We start from the raw sequence: 16,196 nt of genomic DNA, 5'->3' as shown, positions 1-16,196 counted from the left end.
TATCGGGCAACAAAATCAGAATTTCAGCACCATGATAGTGCGCCCGGTCGCTATCCTGCTGGTGCAATCGCCGCTGAAGCTGGAGAAATAGCGGTCATCTGATGACGCGCCGGAAATATCACGTTGCCGTCAGAAAAAGATATTTCGCAGAGCCATAACAGGCATGGCGTGGATTAAACGCCCAGAGGTGACAGCAGGGCCATTAATCATCGCGCGCCAATCGGCTCTGGCATAAATCATGCTTAGAACTCAGTTCCATATATTGAAACTTGCCACGGCAGGGAAGAGGCGGCAAGCCAGGTTATCAGGAGAAAATAATGTCAGATGAAAGTGTTATTAGTCCGGTAAAAATGACGGCGACCAAAGGCAGTTATGTCGCGTTAATTTTTGCCATCCTGTTTTTCTCAGGGCTGTTTTATAACGTCGAGGGTCTTTCATGGCTGGGCGCCTTTGACTTCACCACGCTGGGCGGCAGCTTTGGCACCATGAAAGATCCCGCCAGCAACACCTTTCTTGGCGCAGGCGGACTCAGTGCCAAAGCGGGTTTCCTGTTTGCGCTGTCGCTGACGCCCACGGTGATGCTGGCGCTGGGCGTGCTGGAAATCTTCACCCACTACGGCGCGATTCGCGCGGCGCATCGGTTGCTGACGCCGCTGCTTAAGCCGCTGATGGGGCTGCCGGGCCATTGCGGTCTGGCGTTAATCACCGACCTGCAAAGTACCGACGCGGGCGCGGCATTAACCAAAGAGATGGCCGACCAGAAACAGATCGGTAAAAAAGAGGTGGTGGTGATGAGTGCCTGGCAATATTCCGGTGCCGGCTTAATCAATAATTACTTCGCCATCGGCTCCGCGCTATTCGCCTCAATGACGCTGCCGATTATTATTCCGCTGTTATTAATGTTCGTGCTGAAATTTGTCGGTGCGGCGATAACGCGCGCTGTGTTAAACAGTGTTTATAAGAAGGATTTCGCCGATGGAAAATAAAATCACGACCAGCAGTAATCCCTTTGATGTGTTTGTGACCGGCGCGCGTAAAGGCTTTCACATTGCCATTCACAACCTGATGCCAAATGTGGTGATGGCCTATGTGCTGGCAGAAGTGCTCAATCTGCTCGGCATCATGCAGTTTCTCGGGCACGTTTTTGCGCCAGTGATGGGGCTGTTCGGCCTGCCGGGCGAGGCAATTACGGTGCTGCTCACCGCCTGGCTCTCATCGTCGGCGGGTACCGGCGTAGCGGTGAGTCTGCTGACCAAAGGGCTGCTGACCGGCGCGGATATCACGATTCTGGCCCCGGCGATTTTCCTGATGGGATCGCAGCTGCAATATATGGGACGGCTGCTGGGCGTGGCCGATGTGCCAAAAAAATACTGGCCGCTGCTGATGCTGGTGAGCATCATCAACGCGCTGATCGCAATGTCTGTTATGCGTCTGTTTATTCAGGAGTAACGCTGTGTCTGAGGTATTAGAGCATTACCACTATTTACACGAAATTCCGGAGCTGGGTTTTCAGGAGGTGAAAACCTCGGCCTACATCGCCGATCAGCTGGAGAAAGCGGGCCTGAAGGTGACGCGCAATATCAATAACACCACGGGCATTGTGGCCGAGATCGACAGCGGTGTGCCGGGTCCGGTGCTGGCACTGCGCGCGGACATGGATGCGCTGGGGCACATCATTGATGGCGTGCCGTGTGCGCGCCACACCTGCGGTCACGACGGTCACTCTTCGGTCGTGCTGACGGCGGCGACGGCTCTGCTGCAGGAGGGCGCGGTGAAACGTGGCCGGCTGAAGATCCTGTTCCAGCCCGCCGAGGAGCTGGGCGCCGGTGCGCTCTCAATGATCGAAGGTGGCGCACTGGATGATGTGGAGATGATTCTGGGGTTCCATCTGCGTCCGCTGGAGGAGTGCGTGGTCGGCCAGGCGGTGCCTGCGGTGCTCTACTCAGCCTGCAGCACGCTGGAAGCGACCATCAAAGGCCAGCCCGCCCATGCGGCGCGTCCGCACCTTGGGGTGAATGCGCTGGATGCTGCCGTACAGGCGGTTCAGGCGGTCAACGCCATCCATCTCTCGCCCGGCCTGACCTGGAGCGTCAAAGCGACCCGCTTCCTGTGCGACGCCGGTGTCACCAACTCAGTGCCGGATGAAGCCCGCGTAGTCTGGGATCTGCGTTCGCAGGAGAACGGGCCGATGACGCTGCTGAAAGAGCAGGTCACGCGCGCCATTACTCACAGCGTGGCGGCACTGGGTGCCAGCGCCGAGGTCCGCGTATTAAAAGAGATGCCCGCCGCCGAGATTGATGATGAGGCGACGGCGGTGATCCGCGCCGCGATCGTCGAGGTGCTGGGCGAAGAGGGCACGCTGTCAACCCGGACCACGCCAGGCAGCGAGGACTTTTTCTACTATCCGGTGAAGCGTCCGGGTGTAAAAGCGGGCTTCTGGGGGCTGGGCACCAACCTGACGCCAGGATTGCATCATCCTGACATGCATTTTGATCTCGACTCGCTGGAGATTGGTGTGCAGATCTTCAAAGCCTGCGTCAGAAAGGTGCTGGGATAATGGCGGCGGGACGGGCGCAGACCCGTCCCGCTTTGTTGTGGCATCCAGCGTTCCCCGATTCCCCGCCCCTGAAATCCTGCCCCTCTCCCTGTAGGCCGCGCGCGCAAAATATTGTATGCTATGCCGCCTTAAAGCTGACCAGGTAACCGGAATTCACGCCAATGTAACTTCGCGCTGACCCGCCAACGATGAAAGATCGTTTTTGGCACCGTTTACCCGCCGGTAAGGTTCTGCCGGCCACCGTGATTTATCAGCAGCGCCAGTAAGTTGCGCTGCCTATTGAGAAGAATTCCATGTCTAATCCCTTTTTAGAAGAGGTGGCACGCCGCCGCACCTTCGCGATCATTTCGCACCCGGATGCCGGTAAAACCACCATTACCGAAAAAGTGTTGCTGTTCGGACAGGCTATCCAGACCGCCGGTACGGTAAAAGGCCGTGGCTCTAACCAGCACGCTAAGTCGGACTGGATGGAGATGGAGAAACAGCGTGGTATCTCCATTACCACCTCGGTGATGCAGTTTCCCTATCGCGATAGCCTGGTGAACCTGCTGGATACCCCGGGTCACGAAGATTTCTCGGAAGATACCTACCGTACGCTGACCGCGGTTGACTGCTGTCTGATGGTGATTGATGCCGCTAAAGGCGTCGAGGATCGTACCCGTAAGCTGATGGAAGTTACCCGTCTGCGCGATACGCCGATCCTGACCTTTATGAACAAACTTGACCGTGACATCCGCGACCCGATGGAAGTGCTGGATGAGGTGGAAAGCGAGCTGAAAATTGCCTGCGCACCGATCACCTGGCCTATCGGCTGCGGCAAACTGTTCAAAGGGGTTTATCATCTCTACAAAGATGAGACCTATCTCTACCAGACCGGTAAAGGCCACACCATTCAGGATGTCCGCATCGTGAAGGGGCTGAACAACCCGGACCTCGACACCGCAGTCGGTGACGATCTGGCGGCACAGCTGCGTGAAGAGCTGGAGCTGGTACAGGGTGCATCGCACGAGTTTGAGCAGGAAGCCTTCCTGAGCGGCAAGCTGTCGCCGGTCTTCTTCGGCACCGCGCTGGGTAACTTTGGCGTTGACCATATGCTGGATGGCCTGGTGGCATGGGCACCGCGTCCGATGCCGCGTGATACCGACACCCGCACGGTAGAAGCGAAAGAAGAGAAGTTCACCGGCTTCGTGTTTAAGATCCAGGCCAACATGGACCCGAAACACCGCGACCGCGTGGCCTTTATGCGTGTGGTGTCCGGTAAATATGAAAAAGGGATGAAGCTGCGTCAGGTGCGCACTGGCAAAGATGTGGTGATCTCCGACGCCCTGACCTTTATGGCGGGCGACCGTTCGCACGTTGAAGAAGCGTATCCCGGCGATATCATCGGCCTGCATAACCACGGCACTATTCAGATTGGCGACACCTTTACTCAGGGTGAAAACATGAAGTTCACCGGTATTCCGAACTTCGCGCCAGAGCTGTTCCGCCGTATTCGTCTGCGCGATCCGCTGAAGCAGAAACAGCTGCTGAAAGGGCTGGTTCAGCTGTCGGAAGAGGGTGCGGTACAGGTGTTCCGTCCCGTGCATAACAACGATCTGATCGTGGGTGCGGTCGGGGTGCTGCAGTTCGATGTGGTGGTCGCCCGTCTGAAAAGCGAATATAACGTCGAAGCGATCTACGAAGCGATCAACGTCTCTACGGCGCGCTGGGTTGAATGCAGCGACGCGAAAAAGTTTGAGGACTTCCAGCGTAAAAACGAAGTTAACCTGGCACTCGATGGCGGCAATAATTTGACTTATATCGCGCCAACCATGGTTAATCTTAATATTACGCAGGAACGTTACCCCGACGTCCGTTTCCGCAAAACGCGCGAGCACTAATCGCCTGTTTCCGGGCCATTCCAGCTGGGAGTGGCCCTGTTTTCCTCCTTCCAGACTCCTCCTAAAAACCCCGTTTTTCTTCTGTTTTGACGTGTGATCAACCAGTTAGCCAGGCAAATTGCAAAATGCCGTCTATGATTACTCTATCGGACGGCGGAAGAGACTTCTCTTGTCCTTACGTCCTGTAACGCAGCGGCACCTGTGCCTCTGTTGCGCCCACAGTTTTTGGGTGAGTTAACTGATAGAAGGAAGATATCGATGAACAAGACTAAGATTGCTAAAACCCTGATGGCCGCCATGATTGGCTCAGCACTGATCAGCGGCAGCGCACTGGCTGACGAATCAATGTCGCAGAAAGCGTCACAGACAGCCGACAGCGCGGGTTCAAAAATCGATAGTTCTATGAAAAAAGTCGATGGTTATATGGATGACAGCGGCATCACCGCCAAAGCCAAAGCGGCACTGGTAGATGATGACGCAATTAAAAGCACGGATATCTCGGTAAAAACGCATAGCGGCGTCGTGACCTTAAGCGGTTTCGTCACCTCACAGGATCAGGCTGAGAAGGCTGTGGCTGTGGTGCAGAAAATCGAAGGTGTTAAATCCGTCAGTGACAAACTACACGTCAGAGACAGCAAAGCATCATCAATGAAAGGTTATGCGGGCGATACCGCCACGACCAGCGAAATTAAAGCTAAGCTATTAGCGGATGACATTGTTCCGTCGCGCAACGTAAAAGTTGAGACCACAGACGGCGTTGTTCAGCTTTCAGGGCAGGTTGCTAATCAGGCACAGTCAGATCGTGCAGAAAGCATTGCTAAAGCCATTGAAGGCGTGAAAAGCGTTAAGAATGACCTGACGGTTAAATCTTAAGCTTGCGTGCGGCCACTTCTGTGGCCGTACGAATAAAAGATACCCATCCGGGGATGAAATAAGCAGATCGATTTTAAATATTCGATTTTTAAATAGGGTAAGGAGAGGCTTATGTTTCGTTGGGGCATTATTTTTCTGGTGATCGCACTGATCGCTGCAGCGTTAGGTTTTGGCGGTTTAGCGGGCACAGCAGCATGGGCAGCTAAAGTTGTCTTCGTCGTTGGTATTATCCTGTTCCTCATCAGCCTGTTTACCGGCCGTAAAAAGCTTTAGCCGATGAGTCCTGCAGTGTAATGCAACGCAAAGCATAGAGCGGAGACCAGTCATCTGTAGCGACTGACGTGAAGAGAGGGACACCTTCACATCGCTGCAAGGCAAGCCAGCCCAGCTGGCCTGCCGGTTAAAGGAACATATGACTGGTTCTCCGGAATGCTGCCGTCTTTAACGGATCGATCCTCCAGCAGACCCGGAACCCCTTTTTGAGGTTCGTACTGTGGGTATACGCATTCCTGTCACGCTCGGCGCCATTGAACCTCTGGCCCTGACTCCGTTTAAATCTCAGAAGATTGCGCTGGTTTGTGAAGGCGGCGGTCAACGCGGCATTTTCACCGCAGGCGTATTAGATGAATTTCAGCGTGCCCGATTCAACCCTTTTCAGCTGATGCTCGGCACCTCTGCCGGTGCACAAAATCTTTCTGCCTTTGTCTGTGGTCAGCCCGGCTATGCCCGGCGTGTGATTACCCGCTATACCACCAGTAAACGCTTCTTTGATCCGCTGCGCTTTGTGCGTGGTGGCAATCTGATCGACCTCGACTGGCTGATAGATATTACCCGCAGTGAATTTCCGCTGGCGATGAGCAGCGCGGAACAGCTGTTCTCCAGCGGCCGCGAGTTTTATATGTGCGCCTGCCGCAGTGACGACTACACGCCTGGCTACTTCAACCCGACCGCCGATAACTGGCTGGATCTGATCAAAGCCTCCAGTGCCATTCCCGGGTTTTACCGGCTGGGGGTCAGTCTGGAAGGGATCAGCTATCTCGATGGCGGCATCAGCGATGCGATTCCGGTGCGTGAAGCCGCCCGCCGTGGCGCTGATACCATTGTGGTGATCCGCACCGTGCCGTCGCAGATGTTCTATACCCCGAAATGGTTTAAGCGGATGGAACGCTGGCTCAGCACCGGCGCACTGCAGCCGATGATCAACGTGCTGAATAAGCATGAACAGAGCTATCGGGAAATTCAGCAGTTCATTGAGAATCCGCCCGATGATTTGCGCATTATCGAAATCTTTCCGCCGCATGCGCTGGCCAGCAGTGCGCTGGGGAGCCGCATCGCTTCACTGAATCAGGATTATCATCTGGGACGGCGTTGTGGTCGCTATTTTCTTGCCACGCTGGGCCAGTGGCTGAGCGATGCGGAACCGATGACCACGGCGCGTATCGTTACGCCGCCTGCACCGGTAGCCAATGCACCCGATACCCGCCTCATCATCACACCGCCGCTGGCGGATAATGATGCTGATTACGACAAAGGATCGCTGGCATGAAGTTTATCGATACGCACTGCCACTTCGATTTTCCGCCGTTTGAAGGGGATATCTCTGGCAGCCTGGCACGTGCTGCAGAAGCTGGCGTGGAAAAGATTATCGTTCCGGCGATCGATGCCAGCCGCTTTGAGCGGGTCTGCGCGTTAGCCGCGGCGCAACCGGCGCTCTATGCCGCGCTGGGCCTGCATCCAATTGTCATCGAAAATCATCAGGAGGCCCATCTCGACCAGCTGGAAACCTTACTGCAACAGCGGCCGCGTAAGCTGGTGGCGATCGGCGAGATCGGGCTGGATCTCTATCGCGACGATCCGCAGTTTGATAAGCAGCAACGCTTTCTTGAGGCGCAGCTTAAGCTGGCGAAAGCGTATCAGCTGCCGGTGATCCTGCATTCGCGCCGCACTCATGACAAGCTGGCTCAGATTCTGCGTCGTTACGATCTGCCGCGCCGTGGCGTGGTGCATGGTTTTGCGGGCAGCCTGCAGCAGGCGCAGGCCTTTATTAAGCTGGGTTATGCGATTGGCATCGGCGGGACCATTACCTATGAACGCGCCAGCAAAACCCGTCAGACCGTGGCGCAGCTGCCGCTCTCTTCGCTGCTGCTGGAAACCGATGCACCCGATATGCCGCTGCAGGGCTTTCAGGGCCAGCCTAATCGTCCGGAGCGGGCGCGTCAGGTGTGGGAGGTGCTCTGCAGCCTGCGAGAAGAGTCACCGGAGGAGATTGCTGATGCGCTGTGGCACAACAGTCAGCAGCTATTTCAGCTCGATCCCGCTTTCCCGGCGCTGCGCAACTGACCGCCCGCGTCTCACCCGACCTGCAGCTTTCGCGCTTAAATGTGATAATAGTAACATTGCACCCGCTGGCGTATAATAACCACCAAGCCCTGTTATCTGTAATGTTAGTCACAGTAAACGTGGCAATGTTGCACTAATTTCTTATTCCTATGTGACTCCTGGCACATATCAGGCCGCATCAGAGTGTTATTATTATAACATTCCGCCGGCGAGCCGGTGGGTTGCACCCCGATCCTTTGGAGAGCCTCATGACCGATATCAAAGACCTTGCCCTGCGCGCCCTGAAACTGATGGATTTAACCACCCTGAATGACGACGACACCGACGCAAAAGTGATCGCCCTGTGTCATCAGGCCAAATCCCCGGCAGGCAACACCGCCGCAATCTGTATCTATCCGCGTTTTATTCCGATTGCCCGTAAAACGCTGCGCGAGCAGGGAACTCCGGAGATCCGCATCGCCACGGTGACTAACTTCCCGCACGGCAATGACGACATTGATATTGCGCTGGCAGAAACCCGCGCCGCTATCGCCTACGGTGCCGATGAAGTGGATGTGGTGTTCCCGTATCGTGCGCTGATCGCCGGTAACAGTCAGGTCGGTTTCGATCTGGTAAAAGCCTGTAAAACCGCCTGTGCCGAAGCAGATGTGCTGCTGAAAGTGATCATCGAAACCGGTGAACTGAAGCAGGAAGCGCTGATCCGTCAGGCCTCTGAGATTGCCATTGATGCCGGTGCCGATTTCATTAAAACCTCTACCGGTAAAGTGCCGGTTAACGCCACGCCTGAAGTGGCGCAGATCATGATGAACGTGATCCGCGATAAAGGCGTCAGCCAGCAGGTTGGCTTTAAGCCCGCTGGTGGCGTGCGCACCGCTGAAGATGCCGCGATCTATCTGAAAATGGCGGAAGAGACGCTGGGTGCCGACTGGGCCGATGCGCGTCATTTCCGCTTTGGTGCATCAAGCCTGCTGGCGAGCCTGCTCAACACCCTGGGTCATGACAGCGACACCAGCAAAGCGGGTTACTGATCCTTCAGGCGGTCGCTGACCGCCTGTTCCCCATCCTGATTTCCCTGAACCAGGGGGTTACCTTGTTCCTGCCACAAGAAATTATTCGCAAAAAACGTGACGGCCATGCGCTGACTGAAGAGGAGATTCGCTTCTTCATCAATGGCGTGCGTGATAACACCGTCTCGGAAGGTCAGATTGCCGCGCTGGCGATGACCATCTATTTCCACGACATGACGCTGCCTGAGCGGGTCGCGCTGACCATGGCGATGCGTGATTCCGGTACGGTACTGAACTGGAAATCACTTAATCTCAATGGCCCGGTGGTGGATAAGCACTCGACCGGCGGCGTCGGCGATGTGACGTCGCTGATGTTAGGGCCGATGGTCGCGGCCTGCGGCGGATATGTCCCGATGATCTCGGGTCGTGGCCTTGGCCATACCGGTGGCACGCTGGATAAACTGGAAGCGATCCCGGGCTTCGATATCTTCCCGAGCGATGACCGCTTCCGCGAGATCATCAAGCAGGTGGGTGTGGCGATTATCGGCCAGACCAGCTCGCTGGCACCGGCGGATAAGCGTTTCTACGCCACGCGTGACATCACCGCCACCGTCGATTCGATCCCGCTGATTACCGCCTCGATTCTGGCGAAGAAGCTGGCAGAAGGGCTGGATGCACTGGTGATGGATGTCAAAGTGGGTTCCGGCGCGTTTATGCCAACCTATGAGGCGTCAGAAAGTCTGGCGCAGTCAATTGTTGGCGTCGCCAATGGCGCAGGTTGCCAGACCACCGCACTGCTGACGGATGTGAACCAGGTTCTCGCCTCCTCAGCCGGTAACGCGCTGGAAGTGCGTGAAGCGGTTCGCTTCCTGACCGGCGAAGAGCGGAATCCGCGCCTGCTGGAAGTGACGCTGGCGCTCTGCAGCGAAATGCTGGTCTCCGGCAAACTGGCCGCCAGCGACACCGAAGCGCGTCAGAAGCTGATGACGGTGCTGGATAACGGCAAAGCAGCCGAGATATTTGGTCGTATGGTCGCTGCCCAGCAGGGACCTGCCGATTTCGTGGAACGCTACGACGCTTATCTGCCGCAAGCCATGCTGAGCAAGCCGGTGTATGCCGACCAGCCAGGCATCGTCAGCAGCATGGATACCCGTGCGCTGGGTCTGGCGGTGGTGGCAATGGGTGGCGGACGTCAGCGTGCCAGCGATAGTATTGATTACAGCGTCGGCTTAAGCGACATGATCACCCTGGGCGAACGTGCCGATGCGCAGCGTCCACTGGCGATCATTCACGCCAGCAGCGAAGACAAATGGCAGCAGGCCGCCGCCGCGGTCAAAGCCGCGCTGGTGCTCGGTAATTCCGCCCCGGCTGAGACGCCGGTTGTCTATCGCCGTGTGAGCGATATCAGCTAACTGACCGGTAACCGGTGCCAGCTGCGATGCATTCGGGTATACTGATCTGATCGCTTTTTTTTGACTTGTCACGCGCCAATGCGCAGGAGACTTGCATGAAACGTGCTTTTATTATGGTTCTCGATTCCTTTGGAATTGGCTCCAGTAAAGATGCCGATAAATTCGGCGACGCAGGTTCGGATACTTTAGGTCACATCGCCGAAGCCTGTTTCAGGGGTGAAGCAGACAAGGGACGTAAAGGCCCGTTGCATCTGCCTAATCTTACCGCGCTGGGTCTGGGCAAAGCCGCAGAGCTGTCGACCGGCCGCTTCCCGGCAGGTCTGGATCCTGAGGCGAAAATCACCGGCGCGTACGCTTACGCCAGCGAGCTTTCGTCAGGTAAAGATACGCCGTCAGGCCACTGGGAGATCGCCGGTGTGCCGGTGCTGTTTGACTGGGGCTACTTCAGCGACAAAGAGAACAGCTTCCCACAGGAGTTGCTGGACAAACTGGTTGAGCGTGCAGATCTGCCGGGCTATCTCGGGAACTGCCACTCTTCAGGTACGGTGATCCTCGACCAACTGGGCGAAGAGCATATGAAAACCGGCAAGCCGATTTTCTATACCTCTGCGGACTCGGTGTTCCAGATAGCCTGTCACGAAGAGACTTTTGGTCTGGATCGACTCTATGCGCTGTGCGAAATCGCCCGTGAAGAGCTGACCGAAGGTGGCTACAACATTGGCCGGGTTATCGCCCGTCCGTTTGTGGGCGACAAAGCGGGTCAGTTCGAGCGCACCGGCAATCGTCACGACCTGGCAGTTGAGCCACCATCCGCCACCATGCTGAAAAAGCTGGTGGATGAGAAGGGCGGTCACGTGATCTCCGTGGGTAAAATCGCCGATATCTATGCTGAGCAGGGCATTACCAAAAAGGTCAAAGCGACCGGTCTGGATGCGCTGTTTGACGCCACGATTCAGGAGATGAAAACTGCGCCGGATCAGGCGATTGTTTTCACTAACTTCGTTGATTTCGACTCAACCTGGGGACATCGTCGTGATGTTGCCGGTTATGCGGGCGGGCTGGAGCTGTTTGACCGTCGTCTGCCTGAGCTGATGGAGTTAGTCGGAGAAGATGGCATTCTGATCCTGACCGCTGACCACGGCTGTGACCCGACGTGGGAAGGTACTGAACACACGCGTGAGCACATTCCGATTCTTATCTACGGACCGAAAGTCGAGCCGGGTTCACTCGGTTACCGCGAAACTTTCGCCGATATTGGTCAGACAATTGCACACTATTTTGGCCTGTCCGAGATGGACTATGGCAAGAACATGCTGTAAATCAGCAATTTAACAAGGATTAAACAATGGCAACCCCTCATATTAATGCTGAAATGGGCGATTTCGCAGACGTCGTGCTGATGCCTGGCGATCCGCTGCGTGCAAAGCACATTGCTGAAACCTTCCTGGAAAATCCGGTAGAAGTGAACAACGTGCGCGGGATGCTGGGCTACACCGGCACCTATAAAGGCCGCAAAGTCTCTGTAATGGGCCACGGAATGGGTATTCCTTCCTGCTCCATCTACACCAAAGAGCTGATCACCGACTTCGGCGTGAAAAAGATCATCCGTGTGGGCTCCTGTGGTGCCGTGCGTGCCGATGTAAAACTGCGTGACATCGTGATTGGTATGGGTGCCTGCACCGATTCCAAAGTGAACCGTATGCGTTTCAAAGATCACGATTTTGCTGCGATTGCTGACTTCGACATGGTGCGTAACGCGGTTGATGCGGCGAAAAACCTGGGTGTTGAAGCGCGCGTAGGTAACATCTTCTCTGCCGATCTCTTCTACACCCCGGATCCGCAGATGTTCGACGTGATGGAAAAATATGGCATCCTCGGCGTTGAGATGGAAGCTGCAGGTATCTACGGTGTGGCCGCAGAGTTCGGTGCTAAAGCGCTGACCATCTGCACCGTATCAGACCACATCCGTACGCACGAGCAGACCACCGCTGCTGAGCGTCAGACCACCTTCAACGACATGATCAAGATTGCGCTGGAGTCTGTTCTGCTGGGTGATTAATCAGCGTGGCAGGCATTGACGCCTGCTGCCCGATCCCCTTGCGCAGATCCCCCTTAACCGGGGGATCTGCATTTTCCCGCCTCGCCGTCCCGGTAACATTCACATCAAATGACACACTTTTGGTCAGGCTTGTGCATCTTCGCGCTGGCACGCCCGCGATCGCGCTTTATCATGGTGCGCAATAACAGATAATAATTAATCGCCTGATAATGCCCCCTGATGAACTTTCGTAACTTCCAAGCTGAAGAGAAGCTGTTTGCCCGCCGCGCTGCAATAGCCTTTGCTCTGGTCTGTCTCTGTTTCACCATTCTTGGCGTAAACCTTTTTCGCTTACAGGTGCGTGATCATGGCTATTACCAGACGCGCTCTAACCAGAACGACATCAAAATGATCCCCATCGCCCCGACGCGCGGGCTGATTTATGACCGCAACGGCATTCCGCTGGTGCGAAACGTCAGCTGGTACGCCATTACGCTGACGCCTTACAAAATCAGCGACATGGACGCCACGCTGCGGGCACTCACGCCGATCGTTAATCTGACGCCGGACGAAATCGACACCTTCCGCCATGCGCTGAAGCAGACCAGCCGTTACAAGCCGGTGGTGCTGAAAGAGGAGCTGACTGAAGAGCAGGTCGCCCGCTTTGCGGTCAATCAGTTTCACTTCACCGGCGCCAGCATTGAGACCTACCAGGATCGTGAATATCCCTATGGCGCGGATCTGGCGCATGTGATCGGCTATGTGTCGAAAATCAACGATAACGACTATAAACGGCTGAATGCGGAAGGCATCGCCGAAAACTATGCGGCTGACCATAACATTGGTAAGCAGGGGATTGAGGGCTATTACGAAGCGCTGCTGCACGGCAAGCCGGGTTATCAGGAAGTGGAAGTGGATAATCATGGCCGCATTGTGCGGGTGCTGAAAGAGGTGCCGCCGGTCGCGGGTAAAAACCTGACGCTGACGCTGGATCTGCACCTGCAACAGTATGTGGAAAGCCTGCTGGCGGGGCAGCGTGCGGCGCTGCTGATTGAAGATCCGCACGACGGCTCCGTGCTGGCGATGGTCTCCAGCCCCAGCTATGACCCCAATCCGTTTGTGAAAGGCATCAGCTATCAGGCCTACAAAAAGCTGCTACAGGATAAAGACCTGCCGCTGATTAACCGCGTCACGCAGGGTCTTTATCCGCCCGCCTCCACGGTGAAGCCTTACATGGCGATGTCGGCGCTGCTGACTCATGTGATTACGCCGCAGTCGCAATTCTTTGGCGCACCCACCTGGACGCTGCCAGGCACGGACCGGCGCTATCGCGACTGGAAAAAAACCGGGCACGGCATGCTGGATGTGACGCGGGCAATCGAAGAGTCCGCCGATACCTTCTTCTACCAGGTGGCGTTTATGATGGGCATCGATCGCATTCACACCATGCTCAGCCAGTTTGGCTATGGTAAATCGACCGGTATCGACCTGAATGAGGAGTACAGCGGTTTACTGCCGAGCCGGGAGTGGAAGCAGAAGGTGCATAAAAAGGCCTGGTATCAGGGCGATACGGTTTCAGTCGGTATCGGACAGGGTTACTGGATTGCGACACCCATTCAGATGGTGAAAGCGATGGTGGCGCTGATTAATAACGGTCGGGTCATTGCCCCCCATCTGCTGGAGAAAACCCAGCGCGGCACGCTGGTGGAGAACTATCATCCGCAGCAGCATGAAGCGCAGATTGGCGATCCTCATTCACCTTACTGGTCGCTGGTACGCCACGCGATGTTTGGCATGGCTAACGCACCCAACGGCACCGGTTATAAATATTTCCACACGGCACCCTATGGCATCGCTGCGAAAAGCGGGACGTCGCAGGTGTTCAGCCTGCGCCAGAACCAGACCTATAACGCGAAAATGATACCGGTACGGCTGCGTGACCATATCTTCTACACCGCCTTTGCGCCGTTTAATGACCCCAAAGTGGCGGTAGCGTTAATTCTGGAGAATGGTGGCAACGAAGGGATTACTGCGGCACCCGTAATGCGGGCGATTCTGGATCATATCTTTATCCCGCCGACGCCAGAAGCGCCGGTTCAGGCAACACCTTAAAAGGGGGCGATTGCCCCCGCAGAGCGTCAGACTTTAAGCGTTTTGGTCACCTGGCCGATGGCGCGTACTACATCCGTTGCGCCTTCACGGATTTCCGCAATCACGCCGCCCGCCTCCTGGGCCAGCTGTACGCCCTGATCGGCGCGCTTCAGGTTGGATTCAATCCCTTTCAGTGCCCGGCTCGCCAGCTGATGGTTTTGCTGTATCCGATTTTCGATGTCGGTGGTGGCGCGATTGATGTTTGCTGCCAGCGTGCGGACTTCATTAGCCACTACCGCAAAGCTGCGGCCATGGGTTCCGGCCCGCGCCGCTTCAATAGCGGCATTCAACGCCAGCAGGTTAGTCTGATCGGCTATCCGGCGGATACCTTCCACAATCGCGCCGATACGCTCTGAGGATTCACTCAGTCCGGTAATATCACCGGAGATCCCCTGCAGTTCACCCGCCAGGGCGTTCATGGTCTGCACGCTGCTGGCGATAACATCGGCACCCAGCTTTGTGCTTTCATCCGTTTGCAGCGCGGTGTGATAAGCCCGCTGTGCCGCATCATGTTCCTGCTGATTCTTTTCCACCTGCGCGGTCACATCGGTGGCGAATTTCACGATTTTGTAGAGTCTGCCCTGTTCGTCAAACACCGGGTTGTAGGTGGCGCGCAGCCAGATAGTCTCACCCCGTTTATTGACCCGTGGAAACTGACCTGAGACAAATTCGCCGCGGTTCAGCTGCTGCCAGAACTCGCTATATTCGCGGCTGTCGCGCAGCGCCTGTGAGCAGAAGCGACGGTGGTGCACACCTTCTACCTCCTCACGACGGTAGCCCATGGTTTTCAGGAAGTTATCATTGGCTTTCAGCACTTCACCTTTGAGGTTAAAAGCGATCACCGCCATCGACCGTTCTATGGCGGTGGTGATGGCGCGCTGCTCCTGCGCATCGTTGATATGATCGGTGATGTCGGTTGCCAGTTTGACGATTTTAATCACCCGGCCGTGGCGGTTCTGCACCGGCACATAGTTGGCTTCGAGCCATACCGGTCGGCCGTTTTTCGCCACGCGCAGGAACTTATCGCTGAAGCTTTCGCCCCGGTTCAGTCGCAGCCAGAAATCCTGGTAGTCCCGAGACTCAAGCTGCTCTGCGGTACAGAACAGGCTGTGGTGCTGGTCTTCGATCTCCGCCAGCGCGTAGCCCATGCGCGCCAGAAACAGCGCATTCGCGCTGAGAATGGTGCCATCGGGGGAGAATTCAATCATGGCGATGGAGCCGTTGAGAGAGCTCAGCGTTGCCGCTGAGTGTGAACGCTTCTGCCAGCTGTGACGGGAAGCGATACCTGATGTAATGGTGGAAAACATGGCGATCCTTATTATTAGTGTTGGTCTCGCATGCTATATCGGCAATTTCGCGTCACAATGCAGACTCTGCCTGCTTTCTGACTAAAATATATCCGGCCAACAGAGAGGTTTATGGCGGCAGGTCAGACCCACTCTTTGGGTTGATGGAAAAGCGGTCAGTCGATTTGATTTTGGTGAAAAGCGTTTGACGCTGCCGGGCCGCTTTGGTTTAATGCGCCCCGTTGCCCGAATAGCTCAGTCGGTAGAGCAGGGGATTGAAAATCCCCGTGTCCCTGGTTCGATTCCGGGTTCGGGCACCATCTTTAAAGAACCCGCCTCTGGCGGGTTTTTGCATTCTGGAGCGAACCCGTTATCGAAGGTTCGATTCACTCGCCACATCCCTGCGGCTCGCCCTTCGGGTCGCGCTGGCACGCGATGCAAAAATGCGCCCGGCATTTTTGTCCGGGTTCGGGCACCATCTTTAAAGAACCCGCTTCTGGCGGGTTTTTGCATTCTGGAGCGAACCCGTTATCGAAGGTTCGACAGACTCCCGCCATTCCCGAACATTCCGAATTTCGCCTCTCCCGCGCCCATTCCACTTCTCAACCCTGTAGCAACACAAACAGATTTCATGGCGAAACCAATTGCCAGG

General features: G+C 55.9%; 14 protein-coding genes and 1 tRNA gene. 14 read left to right on the top strand and 1 reads right to left on the bottom strand.

Annotated features, from left to right (window positions below; translation table 11 throughout):
- The first annotated feature begins 317 nt into the window (after positions 1-317).
- From AC6I8B_RS16205 to mrdA, 13 genes are all read left to right on the top strand, one after another.
- Positions 318-986, top strand: a complete 669-nt coding sequence (locus AC6I8B_RS16205) for a nucleoside recognition domain-containing protein (protein WP_033772583.1) — start codon at positions 318-320, stop codon at positions 984-986.
- Positions 976-1,449: a YjiG family protein gene (locus AC6I8B_RS16200; protein WP_010248980.1), complete on the top strand. Its 474-nt coding sequence runs from the start codon at positions 976-978 to the stop codon at positions 1,447-1,449. Before AC6I8B_RS16205 ends, AC6I8B_RS16200 begins: the two co-directional genes overlap by 11 nt.
- Positions 1,450-1,453: 4 nt before the next feature.
- The gene (locus tag AC6I8B_RS16195) at positions 1,454-2,557 is read left to right on the top strand and encodes a M20 peptidase aminoacylase family protein (RefSeq protein ID WP_425048229.1); all 1,104 of its coding nucleotides are present in this window, start codon (positions 1,454-1,456) and stop codon (positions 2,555-2,557) included.
- 293 nt (positions 2,558-2,850) lie between these two features.
- The gene (gene prfC / locus AC6I8B_RS16190; protein WP_010671098.1) at positions 2,851-4,437 is read left to right on the top strand and encodes a peptide chain release factor 3; all 1,587 of its coding nucleotides are present in this window, start codon (positions 2,851-2,853) and stop codon (positions 4,435-4,437) included.
- A 258-nt stretch (positions 4,438-4,695) separates the two neighbouring features.
- Positions 4,696-5,310, top strand: a complete 615-nt coding sequence (gene osmY, locus AC6I8B_RS16185; RefSeq protein WP_010671097.1) for a molecular chaperone OsmY — start codon at positions 4,696-4,698, stop codon at positions 5,308-5,310.
- A 111-nt stretch (positions 5,311-5,421) separates the two neighbouring features.
- Positions 5,422-5,583 carry a DUF1328 domain-containing protein gene (locus AC6I8B_RS16180; RefSeq protein WP_003848537.1) on the top strand — a complete coding sequence of 54 codons (162 nt, stop codon included), beginning with the start codon at positions 5,422-5,424 and terminating at the stop codon, positions 5,581-5,583.
- A 220-nt stretch (positions 5,584-5,803) separates the two neighbouring features.
- Positions 5,804-6,856, top strand: coding sequence for a patatin-like phospholipase family protein (locus tag AC6I8B_RS16175; RefSeq protein WP_497817521.1), 1,053 nt, complete (start codon positions 5,804-5,806; stop codon positions 6,854-6,856).
- Positions 6,853-7,650: a TatD family hydrolase gene (locus tag AC6I8B_RS16170; RefSeq protein WP_010671095.1), complete on the top strand. Its 798-nt coding sequence runs from the start codon at positions 6,853-6,855 to the stop codon at positions 7,648-7,650. The genes AC6I8B_RS16175 and AC6I8B_RS16170 overlap by 4 nt, the downstream gene beginning before the upstream one ends.
- A gap of 248 nt (positions 7,651-7,898) precedes the next feature.
- Complete coding sequence (deoC, locus tag AC6I8B_RS16165; RefSeq protein ID WP_010248957.1) at positions 7,899-8,678, top strand: deoxyribose-phosphate aldolase; 780 nt, start codon at positions 7,899-7,901, stop codon at positions 8,676-8,678.
- 62 nt (positions 8,679-8,740) lie between these two features.
- Positions 8,741-10,069, top strand: coding sequence for a thymidine phosphorylase (deoA, locus tag AC6I8B_RS16160; protein WP_497817520.1), 1,329 nt, complete (start codon positions 8,741-8,743; stop codon positions 10,067-10,069).
- A 95-nt stretch (positions 10,070-10,164) separates the two neighbouring features.
- Entirely contained in the window at positions 10,165-11,388 is a 1,224-nt protein-coding gene (gene deoB, locus AC6I8B_RS16155) for a phosphopentomutase (protein WP_497817519.1), read from the top strand.
- Between the two features lie 26 nt (positions 11,389-11,414).
- Positions 11,415-12,128, top strand: coding sequence for a purine-nucleoside phosphorylase (gene deoD / locus AC6I8B_RS16150; protein ID WP_010248951.1), 714 nt, complete (start codon positions 11,415-11,417; stop codon positions 12,126-12,128).
- A gap of 219 nt (positions 12,129-12,347) precedes the next feature.
- On the top strand, positions 12,348-14,219 hold the full coding sequence (gene mrdA / locus AC6I8B_RS16145; protein ID WP_033772572.1) for a penicillin-binding protein 2: 1,872 nt from the start codon (positions 12,348-12,350) through the stop codon (positions 14,217-14,219).
- A 26-nt stretch (positions 14,220-14,245) separates the two neighbouring features.
- Here the strand turns inward: mrdA and AC6I8B_RS16140 are convergent, their stop codons facing one another.
- A complete protein-coding gene (locus AC6I8B_RS16140; protein WP_187505894.1) occupies positions 14,246-15,565 on the bottom strand; it encodes a methyl-accepting chemotaxis protein in 1,320 nt (439 codons plus the stop codon).
- 223 nt (positions 15,566-15,788) lie between these two features.
- Between AC6I8B_RS16140 and AC6I8B_RS16135 the strand changes: the two genes are divergently transcribed.
- Positions 15,789-15,864: transfer RNA gene (locus tag AC6I8B_RS16135), tRNA-Phe, on the top strand.
- Positions 15,865-16,196 lie beyond the last annotated feature (332 nt).

The organism is Pantoea sp. X-Soil-ISGK-285 (assembly GCF_059730815.1).
The sequence above is the reverse complement of the archived record's forward strand: the minus strand, read 5'-3'. Positions and strand labels throughout refer to the sequence as shown.

Coding starts and splice junctions, on each gene's coding strand:
- AC6I8B_RS16205 (WP_033772583.1), top strand. CDS start 318: ATGTCAGATGAAAGTGTTATTAGTCCGGTAAAAATGACGGCGACCAAA.
- AC6I8B_RS16200 (WP_010248980.1), top strand. CDS start 976: ATGGAAAATAAAATCACGACCAGCAGTAATCCCTTTGATGTGTTTGTG.
- deoB (WP_497817519.1), top strand. CDS start 10,165: ATGAAACGTGCTTTTATTATGGTTCTCGATTCCTTTGGAATTGGCTCC.
- AC6I8B_RS16180 (WP_003848537.1), top strand. CDS start 5,422: ATGTTTCGTTGGGGCATTATTTTTCTGGTGATCGCACTGATCGCTGCA.
- AC6I8B_RS16140 (WP_187505894.1), bottom strand. CDS start 15,565: ATGTTTTCCACCATTACATCAGGTATCGCTTCCCGTCACAGCTGGCAG.
- deoD (WP_010248951.1), top strand. CDS start 11,415: ATGGCAACCCCTCATATTAATGCTGAAATGGGCGATTTCGCAGACGTC.
- deoC (WP_010248957.1), top strand. CDS start 7,899: ATGACCGATATCAAAGACCTTGCCCTGCGCGCCCTGAAACTGATGGAT.
- mrdA (WP_033772572.1), top strand. CDS start 12,348: ATGAACTTTCGTAACTTCCAAGCTGAAGAGAAGCTGTTTGCCCGCCGC.
- AC6I8B_RS16170 (WP_010671095.1), top strand. CDS start 6,853: ATGAAGTTTATCGATACGCACTGCCACTTCGATTTTCCGCCGTTTGAA.
- osmY (WP_010671097.1), top strand. CDS start 4,696: ATGAACAAGACTAAGATTGCTAAAACCCTGATGGCCGCCATGATTGGC.
- prfC (WP_010671098.1), top strand. CDS start 2,851: ATGTCTAATCCCTTTTTAGAAGAGGTGGCACGCCGCCGCACCTTCGCG.